Source organism: Gottfriedia solisilvae, from assembly GCF_002128405.1.
In the GTDB taxonomy this organism is placed as follows: Bacteria; Bacillota; Bacilli; order Bacillales; family Bacillaceae_G; genus Gottfriedia; species Gottfriedia solisilvae.
Genome location: NZ_NETJ01000011.1, coordinates 42,083 through 52,844, shown reverse-complemented (window position 1 = coordinate 52,844; position 10,762 = coordinate 42,083). Strand labels below are relative to the sequence as shown.

Sequence of the window (10,762 nt, the reverse complement as noted above, 5' to 3'; positions counted from 1 at the left end):
TCAAACTCTCCATAATAGTTAAGTTTAAATCTTGTATTGCTCAAAAAACTAATAATTGACGTTTTACTTCATGTTTTGTTTAGTTTTCAAAGTTCACTTTGTCGCTTCAGAAGCGACTTAAACATCATAACATTTTCTTTCAAATGTTGTCAATGTATTTTTGAATTTTTTCTTTTGTTGTCTACATCGTTTTAATGTGACAACGTTTAATAATATAACATCAAAAAACTATAAACACAATACCTAAATTTAAATTCTTTTTTTTCAGAATCTATATTTTATTCTACGTGCGAATTGAGTTTAATTAAGTACGCTTTTCTTAACATCAATACGGTACTAAATGGACAGTCAGTATTAAAAAAGCTGACTAAACTGTATTCGTTTAGTCAGCCAAATTCTATATTATTTATGTCTCATAAGCGGGAATAATAATACGTCACGAATTGAAGGCGAGTTAGTTAACAACATAACTAGTCTGTCGATACCAATACCTAATCCTCCAGTTGGTGGCATACCATGTTCTAATGCTTCGATATAATCGTCATCCATCATATGCGCTTCATCATTTCCAAGCTCACGTTCTTTCAATTGTGCTTCAAAGCGTTGTTTTTGATCAATTGGATCATTTAGCTCTGTGAATGCATTTGCATGCTCACGAGCTACGATAAATAATTCAAAACGATCTGTGAAACGAGGATCATCTGCGTTCTTTTTCGCTAATGGTGAAATTTCAACCGGATGACCATAAATAAATGTAGGTTGAATTAATGTTTCTTCTACTTTTTGTTCAAAGAACTCATTAATGATATGTCCTACAGACATATTGTTATTAATCTCTACATTATGCTCTTTAGCAAAATCCCTTGCTTGTTCTACTGACATTTCAGGCCAGAAATCCACTCCACATGCTTCTTTAATAGCATCAACCATATGAAGTCTTGTCCATTTTGGCTCTAAGTTAACAGTATACTCACCATAAGGGATCGTTGTTGTACCTAAAACTTCTTTAGCAATATGAGCTATTAAGTTCTCAGTCAGTTCCATGATGTCTTGATAATCTGCATACGCTTCATATAATTCAATCATAGTAAACTCTGGATTATGACGAGTTGAAATACCTTCGTTACGGAATACACGTCCGATTTCATAAACTTTTTCAAGTCCACCTACGATTAATCGTTTTAAGTGTAACTCAATAGCGATACGCATATATAATTCCATATCCAGTGCGTTATGATGTGTGATAAACGGTCTAGCTGAAGCTCCACCTGCGATTGCATGTAACATAGGCGTTTCAACTTCTAAATAACCTTGGCTATCTAGGTAACGTCTCATTGATTGGATGATTTTACTACGAGAAATGAACGTTTGACGACTTTCCATGTTCATTAAATCTAAGTAACGTTGGCGATAACGTTGTTCCACATCTTGTAAACCATGGAACTTATCTGGAAGTGGTAATAATGCTTTCGCTAGGAAAGTATATTCCTTTACCTTAATAGATAATTCTCCAACATTTGTTTTAAATACTTCACCTTTAACACCAACAATGTCACCTAGGTCAGTAATGTCAAAGATTTCGTAGCTCTCTTCACCCACAGCATCTTTACGAACATAGATTTGAACTTGTCCATTTAAATCTTGTACGTGAGCAAATCCAGCTTTCCCTTTACCACGTTTCGTCATTACACGGCCTGCGAATGAAACTATAATTGCTTTTTCTTCTAATTCTTCTTTAGAAAATTGATCAAACTGTGCTAATAGTTCACTTGAAGAGTGTGAACGTATAAATTTTTTACCGAAAGGATCGATTCCTTTTTCTTCAAGAGTTTTCAATTTTTCCCTACGAATCAGGGCTTGGTCATTTAATTCTTCGTGACTCATCTTCTCATCTCCACGTTTTTATTAATAAGTATATAAATACAATTTGATTTTAATAGAAAAACTGCCAGGTATCTATCTGGCAGTTTTGTTTACTATATCATATTATATTTTGTCAAGGGAAACCTGTCAAACTTACAAAGCTTCAACAGCTTCCATTTTTGTTTCTACTTCATTAACATACGCCGTTAATAGATTAACCATTTCTTCTCGAGTATTCACTTCGTTGATTTGGTTACGAACTGTTGTAGTACCTTTCATACCTTTTAAATACCATGCAGCATGTTTTCTCATTTCCAATACAGCAACATGTTCATTTTTCAATTCAATTAATCGGTCCATATGCAATAGACATACATCAATTTTTTCACGTGGTGCTGGCTCTGGCATTAAAATGCCTGATTCCAGATACTTAACCGTGCGATAAATCATCCAAGGATTTCCTAGTGCCGCTCGTCCAATCATTACGCCATCACAGCCAGTTTCATCTAACATACGCTTAGCATCTTGAGGCGATTCTACATCACCATTTCCGATAACTGGAATTGAAACCTGATTTTTAACTTCTTTAATCCAGCTCCAATCAGATTTCCCCTCATACATTTGATAGCGTGTACGACCATGAATTGCAACAGCCTTTCCGCCAGCAGCTTCAACAGCTTTTGCATTTTCCACTACATATATATGATCATCATCCCAACCAAGTCGCATTTTAACAGTTACTGGTTTACTTACATTTCGAGATACTGCATAAACCATTTCATGAATCTTATTAGGGTCTAATAACCATTTTGCACCCGCATCAACTTTTGTTATTTTTGGTACAGGGCAACCCATATTAATATCAATAATATCTGCATTTGTATTTTGATCTACGTACTTAGCAGCTTCTACTAATGATGATTTTTCACCACCAAAGATTTGTAAGCTTAATGGTTTTTCACGTTCATCCATATAAAGCATATCTAACGTTCTTTTGTTATTGTGAAGAATCGCTTTATCACTTACCATTTCAGCGCAAACTAATCCTGCGCCAAATTCTTTTACAGTTAATCTAAAAGCCGAGTTACATACCCCGGCCATTGGTGCTAGTACGACGGGATTTTTCATCTCGATGTCACCAATTTTCAGCACATCCCATCCTCCTTCCAATTCACTTCAAATCTAAAATCTATATCGATAGTTCCTCTACACTTACTTTTAATTGTTTTGCACACTCATGCAAAAACTGTTCCGATGGCATACGATTCCCACGTTCTACTTCTCCTAGAACGGAAACGGATACGCCTAGATTTTTTGCAAAACCTTCTTGGGTATAGCCTTTTAACTTTCTAAAAGCCCTAATTCTTCTCCCCCATTTTTCTGCTTCCATAATCGTACCCCTTTGTCTTCTAACAATTTATTTTCAACCTTAAATGATGGGTTAATTTCTTTTAAAGGTATTAATACAAAGCTTCTTTCAAACATTCTAGGGTGAGGTATTCTTAGGTGCTCAACTTCTATATTTTCTTGATTATAGAGTAAAATGTCAAGGTCTATTGTTCTTGGACCCCATCGTATTTCTCTCTTTCTACCAAGATTTTTTTCTATATTCTGTGTTGCTTCAAGCAATTGTAACGGCGTTAAATTGGTAGAAATTTTAATGACTAAATTTAGAAATGGTTCTTGATCAACGTAACCTACTGGATCTGTTTCATAAATCGATGAAACTTGTTCAACAATTATACTTTCATGTTGTCCAATTTCTTGTATTGCTTTTTTAAGAAAACCTTCTCGATCTCCTATATTTGTACCTAGACTTATGTATGATTGATTATTCATGACGACCTCTTGTTATTTCTACTGCTACGTAATCATAATGACCTGGTATCGGCGGATCTGGTTTGATCACTTTCACTGTACATTGCTGTATTAAATCGTATGTATGTAATATTTGTGAAGCCACCTCTTCAGCCACTGCCTCAACTAAATCATACGGTTTACCTTGAACGACTTCTTCGCATGTCTTGAATAAATCTGCGTAACTTACTGAATACGCCAAATCATCCGTTTTTCCTGCTTTTTTTGTATCTAATTCGACAATTAAATCCACATTAAATCGTTGTCCAAGTGTTTTCTCTTCTTTGTAAACACCGTGGTACCCATAGAATTTCATCCCTGTTACATAAATTTTATCCATCATTGATCTCCTATCTGTAACATTGCATCCATCATTTTAGCCATTCGAGAAATCGGAAGAACATCATGAACTCGAACGATTTCACAACCCTTTGTTATACCAAGACAAACAGTCGCTCCTGTCCCTTCCAACCGTTCATCGACTTCAGTTCCAAGGACTTGTCCAATAAATCTTTTTTTCGAAGTACCAAGTAGAACTGGGTAATCTAGAGATTTAATTTGCTCTAATTGATTCATTACTTCTAAATTTTGTTTAGCTGTCTTTGCAAATCCGATTCCTGGATCGAGAATAATCATCTCATCTTTTACACCAGCACGTTTTGCAATTTGAATACTTTCAACTAAATCACATATCAAATCGCTCATCAAACTGTAATAATTTTCGCTTGTTCGATTATGCATTAAACAAATTGGAACATTGTAAGATGCTGCAACCTCTGCAATACGAGGATCTTTTTTCGCTCCCCAAACATCATTAATGATTGTTGCACCAGCTTCAACAGCTTGTTTTGCTACTTCAGATTTATACGTATCTATTGAAATCGGAACGTCTATTTCATTGGAAAGAGCTTTGATTATCGGAACAACCCGTTTAATTTCTTCTTCCTCACTGACCACTGCCGCTCCAGGTCTTGTAGATTCTCCGCCTACATCTATAATCTTCGCTCCATCAGCAATTAGTTTCTTTGCATGTTGAATCGCTAGTTCTACCTCGTTATATTTGCCACCATCGGAAAATGAGTCTGGCGTGGCATTTAAAATTCCCATAATAATTGTTTCATTGTGTATTGGTAATGAATAATTCCCGCAAAGCAAAGGTGTTCTTGCTCTTCTCATAATTATTCACTCCTTTCTATTTCATATCTGCTAAATAAACGTGATGTGTAGTTACGATAATTTTTTTGAAGTTTATAAATAAGACTGTCCTCATGTAAGGCATATTCATGTTTATCAATTATCGTAATTGGAATCATTTCTTGAATTGAGTTTGTAATAAAAATCTCATCACTATCAATCAACTCTGCTTCTGTATAGAAACCTTCTTCGCAAATAATACCGTTTATATTTGACCAATGAAGTACAAATTGTCTTGTAATCCCATTTAATATTCCAGTATCGATGTGAGGAGTATACATTCTACCATTCTTTATAAAAAAGATATTTGAAACGATCCCCTCGGAAATGTATCCTTCCTTCGTTAGAAAAATCCCTTCTAAACTAGGAGAGCCACCGATTTCTTTCTTACCAATAATATTATTTAGATAATGATGCGACTTTAATCTTTCTTTACCTTCAGGAGAATTTCTTGGTGTATGTAGAATGACCCCTTCCTTTTCAGTTATTTTTGAAGGGGGCATTGGTTTAACAAAGATGATCGTATTTGGTTTTTGATACATTCCCGTATATAGACCAATCTCTCCATCGCCTGCAGAAACATTTAAACGAATATAAGCATTGTTTAAATTGTTCATCTCAACTAATTGAATTAATATATCTCGTATTTCGTCATTTGACATATTCCACTCAATATTTAATTCATTTAAGGAATTTCTTAAACGATTAAGATGATCGAATAATAGGAATGGGTGTCCATCATAAATTCTAAATGTCTCAAACACACCTAATCCATATAAAAACCCATGATCAAATGGAGAAATCTTCACTTCAAAATCATTTAAGTAATCTCCATTGAAGTAAATCTTCATACTTTACTCCTAGATGGTTTATATAACACTAAAAAGTTCTTAAGCATCTCTTTTCCAAACTGAGACATAATTGATTCAGGATGGAATTGAACACCTTCAATAGGCAATGTTTTATGTTTTAAGGCCATTATTTCTCCATCACTTGTCCAAGCTGTAACTTGTAATTGATCTGGGAAGCTTTTCTCATCAACAATTAAAGAGTGATACCTCGTCACATCAATCGGTGATGGCAAGTCACTAAATAACCCCATGCCTTCGTGAGTAATAGAAGAAGTCTTACCATGCATAAGTGTTTTTGCACGGATTACTTCACCACCGAACACTTGAGCAATTGCCTGGTGACCTAAACATACACCTAAAATAGGAATTTTACCGGCGAAATATTCAATGGCTTTTAAACTAATACCTGCTTCATTTGGAGTACATGGTCCTGGTGAAATCATCAAATAAGTAGGGGCCATTGCTTCTATTTCCTCTAAAGTGATTTCATCGTTTCTTTTTACAGCCAGTTCTTCACCTAGTTCACCTAAATATTGTACAAGGTTGTAAGTAAAAGAATCGTAGTTATCAATCATTAAAATCATGCTTGTATACCACCTAACTTAGCTTTTTGTTCACTTACCTTCTTTGCTGTCCATAACGCTTGAGCTTTCTTTAAGCTTTCCAAATACTCGTGCTTAGGGTTTGAATCAATTACGATACCTGCTCCTGCTTGTACATATGCTTGTTGATCCTTCGTAATCATAGTTCGGATTGTAATATTTAACTCCATATCACCTGTAAAGCTAATCCATCCAACTGAACCTGTATAAATTCCTCGTTTTGTTGGCTCTAGCTCCTCAATAATCTCCATTGTACGGATTTTAGGTGCACCTGTAATTGTTCCTCCGGGAAATACTGCTTTTAGCAAATCGAATGAATCTTTATCTTCTTTTAATTCTCCTCGTACATTTGAAACCAAATGCATAACATGTGAGTATTTCTCAATTACTAATAACTCATCCACTTCGACTGAACCATATTTACATACTCGGCCTAAATCATTGCGCTCTAAATCAACTAACATAATATGTTCAGCCTGTTCTTTTTCATTCGAACGTAGTTCTTCCATTAATTGAGCTTCTTCCTCAGGTGTGTTACCACGAGACCTCGTACCAGCGATTGGTCTTGTCCAAACTTCTTGATCTCTCTTTGCTACAAGTAGCTCTGGTGAACAACTTACAATTTGAAATTCATCAAATTCTAAAAATGACATATATGGAGAAGGATTGATTTCTCTTAATTGCTCGTAAATATGAATCGGGTCTGTTACCAATGTTTCTGATTGAAGAACCGATAAATTCACTTGAAATACATCACCAGCACCAATATAATCCTTTACCTTCCCTACAGCCTCAGTAAAGATTTCCTCAGACATATAAACTGTTTTTTGAAGCTGATCGGTGCTTTTTGTATCTATGTTTATTTTTTCCACTTCTTTTATAAAGAATGCTTCTAGTAATTCTAACTTTTCTAATGCAGTCTCTTTATTTTCGATTTCATCAATCGCAATTAAATATAATAACTGGTCTTGGTGGTCGAAAATGATAACCTCATGAAATACAAGTAAATATACATCTGGTATGTTATATACGTCTTCTGCAAGACTTGGAATGTCCTCGATATAACGATTGCAGTCATATGTGAAATACCCAATCGCTCCACCTTGAAATGGAGGTAAATCATCGCGCTTTTTGATTGTGAATTTGGTTAAATACTTTTTCGCCAGATCAATCGGATTACCGTTCTCTTCTGATTTTCCTAAATGATCTTCTATTGTTAACTGATTATGTTTGCCATAAATTTTTGCAACGGGATTTGATGCCATAATTGAATATCTTCCATCACGTCCACTTTCAAGTAGTACGGCATTCTTTTTATCTTTGGCCATCTCTACAAAGTGATTGAAGAAAGATTTGTTAAAATTTAATACTTTTGAAAATATTTCATACTTCATGAGAAATCCCCCTCTGATTGCTTCCTTTTTTCATTTTACACAAAAATTAGGAACTAAGGAACTATACATCAAAGCATTTCATTGGATAACAAAAAATCCCTCCGCATTGAAGCAAAGGGATTGTTTAAAATTTTATTTTATTCGAATTGATATAAAGCTGTACTTAAGTAACGCTCACCATTACTTGGAATAATAGCTAGCACTTTTTTACCTTTTCCTAGCTTTTTAGCAACTTGTTGAGCTGCATTGATAGCTGCTCCAGAAGAAATACCAACTAAGATTCCTTCTTCTTTTGCTACTTTTCTTGCAGTCTCCATTGCTACATCATTTTTAATTTGGATAACTTCATCATAAATTTCGGTATTTAAGATGTCTGGAATAAATCCTGCACCTATTCCTTGAATTTTATGCGGTCCTGGTTTACCACCTGATAAAACCGGTGAATCTTCAGGCTCAACAGCTACAATTTTTATACCTGGATAAGCTTCTTTTAATACTGCCCCAGCTCCAGAAATTGTACCACCTGTACCAACACCTGAAACAAATGCATCTAATTGTTCGCCCATTTGATCAACTATCTCAGGACCCGTTGTTAAACGATGTACTTCAGGATTTGATAAATTTTTGAATTGCTGCGGAATAAAGTATCCATGTTCTTTTGCAAGCTCATCTGCTTTACGAATTGCTCCACCCATACCTTCTGGACCTGGTGTTAATACTAATTCTGCTCCATAAGCACGTAGAAGATTGCGTCTTTCAATACTCATCGTTTCTGGCATTACTAATATTGTTTTATAACCTTTAGCAGCAGCAACCATCGCTAGTCCAATCCCCGTGTTTCCACTAGTTGGTTCGATAATTGTGTCTCCTTGTTTTAATAAGCCTTTTTTCTCTGAATCCTCAATCATTGCTAAAGCAATACGATCCTTTACACTGCTACCTGGATTCATAAACTCCAGTTTTAAGTAAATTTCCGCACTGTCCTCTTCTACAAATCTGTTTAGTTTCACTATTGGAGTTTGACCGATTAATTCATAAACCGAATTTGCAACCTTCATTTCCCTTCACTCCTAATCCCAAGTATATTGACCTGTTTAATATACATTATTATAAAAAGAAAAGAATCTGTCAAACAATTTATACTATTCACAAACTTGTATGCCTACATAACAAATTATGAATGGTTTATCTGACAAATTCCTAAATTTTCACCTTACATTTGGCTGATTAATTCTTTTAATTGCTCTTCTGAAAAATGGTAAGCTTCGTTACAGAAATGACATTTAACTTCTGCCTCACCATCTTCTTCTAAAATTAGTTGTAGTTCCTGTTTACCTATACTAACTAATGCCCCTTCGATTCTTTCTCTAGAACATTGGCATTGGAATTTTACATCCATTGTTTCTAAGATTCGTACTTCTTCTTTCCCTAAAACTTCATATAGAATTTCTTCCGGAGTAAGTCCTTCTTCAATTAATTTAGAAACTGGTTTAATTGTCTTTAAGCGATTTTCAATTTTTGTAATACACTCATCGTTTGCACCAGGCAGGATTTGAATAATAAATCCTCCACTAGCCAAAATCGTATGATCAGGGTTTACTAGAACACCTACACCTACAGATGAAGGTGTTTGCTCTGATACAGCAAAATAGTATGTGAAATCTTCTCCTAGCTCACCAGATACAATTGGTACTTGACCAGTAAATGGCTCTTTCATGCCAATATCTTTTACTACTGATACTGTGCCTACTGTACCAACTGCTTTAGCAACATCAATTTTTCCAAATTGATTCAGTTCAGTTTGTACATGAGGATTTGCAACATAGCCACGAACCTCACCTTTTGCATTACTATCAACTAAAATATGTCCAAGTGGACCATTACCTTCAATCTTAAGTGTTAATTTTTCCTCACCTTTAAGCATAGCACCCATCATAGCTCCAGCAGTTAACGTACGACCTAAAGCTGCAGATGCATTTGACCATGTATCATGACGTTCTTGCGCTTCCCTTACGATGTTTGTTGATCTAACACTATATGCACGTACCTCACCATTAAAAGCTAATGCTTTTACTAAATAATCCTTCATGATGAACTCCTTTTTATGAATTTCTTTTATAAATTAAATGTAATCCTTTTAATGTTAAATATGGATCCATCACATCAATAATATCCGACTCTTTAGATATTAAAGATGCAAGACCACCAGTTGCTATGACAGTAGGTTCTACCTTTGCTTGTTCTTTCATTCGTTTCACAATACCTTCAACTTGACCAACATAACCATAGAGAATTCCAACCTGCATCGCCTCAACTGTTGTTCGGCCAACAATATTAGAAGGTCTAGTTAGTTCAATCCGTGGTAACTTAGAAGCTTTTGTATAAAGTGCTTCTGTGGAAATATTAATTCCGGGTGCAATCGCTCCACCAATATAATTTTTATTTTCATCAATATAACAATATGTCGTAGCTGTACCAAAATCTACAATAATTAGAGGACTACCATATTGCGCAATTCCAGCAACAGCATTTACAATACGATCTGCACCGACTTCTTTCGGATTATCATATTTAATATTTAAGCCTGTCTTAATTCCAGGACCGACTATTAATGGTTTTTGTTTAAAATATTTCGTAGCCATTCTTTCTAACGAAAACATGATAGGTGGGACAACTGATGAGATAATCACCGCGTGGAATTCTCTAAATTGAATTCCCGCATATTGTAATAATGAACCAATCACCATTCCATATTCATCTTCTGTTTTATATCGATTTGTTTCGATTCTCCAATGATGTATTAATTCATCTTCTTGATATACACCAAGAACAGTATTTGTATTTCCAACATCTATTACAAATAACATAATATCCACCGACTCTCCATTTCAGAAATAAAACCGATAATTTTTTATATTTTTCGTTTCAAACCTCATTTTTATCACTATAAAAAATATGATAACACAAGTTATTATTAGATTAAAAATAGTTGCTTTGAGAA

At 34.8% G+C, this 10,762-nt stretch carries 12 protein-coding genes; all 12 read right to left on the bottom strand.

Going from position 1 to position 10,762, the window contains the following annotated elements:
• Positions 1-402 precede the first annotated feature (402 nt).
• Positions 403-1,884, bottom strand: a complete 1,482-nt coding sequence (lysS, locus tag CAB05_RS21250; protein ID WP_088004100.1) for a lysine--tRNA ligase — start codon at positions 1,882-1,884, stop codon at positions 403-405.
• Positions 1,885-2,016: 132 nt separating this feature from the next.
• The gene (gene dusB / locus CAB05_RS21245) at positions 2,017-3,015 is read right to left on the bottom strand and encodes a tRNA dihydrouridine synthase DusB (protein ID WP_088004098.1); all 999 of its coding nucleotides are present in this window, start codon (positions 3,013-3,015) and stop codon (positions 2,017-2,019) included.
• Positions 3,016-3,052: 37 nt separating this feature from the next.
• Positions 3,053-3,253, bottom strand: a complete 201-nt coding sequence (locus CAB05_RS21240; RefSeq protein ID WP_088004095.1) for a helix-turn-helix domain-containing protein — start codon at positions 3,251-3,253, stop codon at positions 3,053-3,055.
• Positions 3,205-3,702, bottom strand: coding sequence for a 2-amino-4-hydroxy-6-hydroxymethyldihydropteridine diphosphokinase (gene folK, locus CAB05_RS21235; RefSeq protein ID WP_088004093.1), 498 nt, complete (start codon positions 3,700-3,702; stop codon positions 3,205-3,207). Before folK ends, CAB05_RS21240 begins: the two co-directional genes overlap by 49 nt.
• Positions 3,695-4,060 (bottom strand): dihydroneopterin aldolase, encoded by a 366-nt coding sequence (folB, locus tag CAB05_RS21230; protein WP_088004091.1) that lies wholly within the window; start codon positions 4,058-4,060, stop codon positions 3,695-3,697. The genes folK and folB overlap by 8 nt, the downstream gene beginning before the upstream one ends.
• Complete coding sequence (gene folP / locus CAB05_RS21225) at positions 4,060-4,896, bottom strand: dihydropteroate synthase (RefSeq protein WP_088004089.1); 837 nt, start codon at positions 4,894-4,896, stop codon at positions 4,060-4,062. The genes folB and folP overlap by 1 nt, the downstream gene beginning before the upstream one ends.
• Before the next feature lie 2 nt (positions 4,897-4,898).
• Entirely contained in the window at positions 4,899-5,765 is an 867-nt protein-coding gene (pabC, locus tag CAB05_RS21220) for an aminodeoxychorismate lyase (protein ID WP_088004087.1), read from the bottom strand.
• Positions 5,762-6,349: an aminodeoxychorismate/anthranilate synthase component II gene (gene pabA, locus CAB05_RS21215; RefSeq protein WP_088004085.1), complete on the bottom strand. Its 588-nt coding sequence runs from the start codon at positions 6,347-6,349 to the stop codon at positions 5,762-5,764. Before pabA ends, pabC begins: the two co-directional genes overlap by 4 nt.
• Positions 6,346-7,761, bottom strand: coding sequence for an anthranilate synthase component I family protein (locus tag CAB05_RS21210; RefSeq protein WP_088004083.1), 1,416 nt, complete (start codon positions 7,759-7,761; stop codon positions 6,346-6,348). The genes pabA and CAB05_RS21210 overlap by 4 nt, the downstream gene beginning before the upstream one ends.
• 137 nt (positions 7,762-7,898) lie before the next feature.
• Complete coding sequence (gene cysK / locus CAB05_RS21205) at positions 7,899-8,819, bottom strand: cysteine synthase A (protein ID WP_088004081.1); 921 nt, start codon at positions 8,817-8,819, stop codon at positions 7,899-7,901.
• A gap of 155 nt (positions 8,820-8,974) precedes the next feature.
• On the bottom strand, positions 8,975-9,850 hold the full coding sequence (gene hslO / locus CAB05_RS21200; protein ID WP_088004079.1) for an Hsp33 family molecular chaperone HslO: 876 nt from the start codon (positions 9,848-9,850) through the stop codon (positions 8,975-8,977).
• A gap of 13 nt (positions 9,851-9,863) precedes the next feature.
• Complete coding sequence (locus CAB05_RS21195) at positions 9,864-10,628, bottom strand: type III pantothenate kinase (RefSeq protein ID WP_088004077.1); 765 nt, start codon at positions 10,626-10,628, stop codon at positions 9,864-9,866.
• Positions 10,629-10,762: the final 134 nt, after the last annotated feature.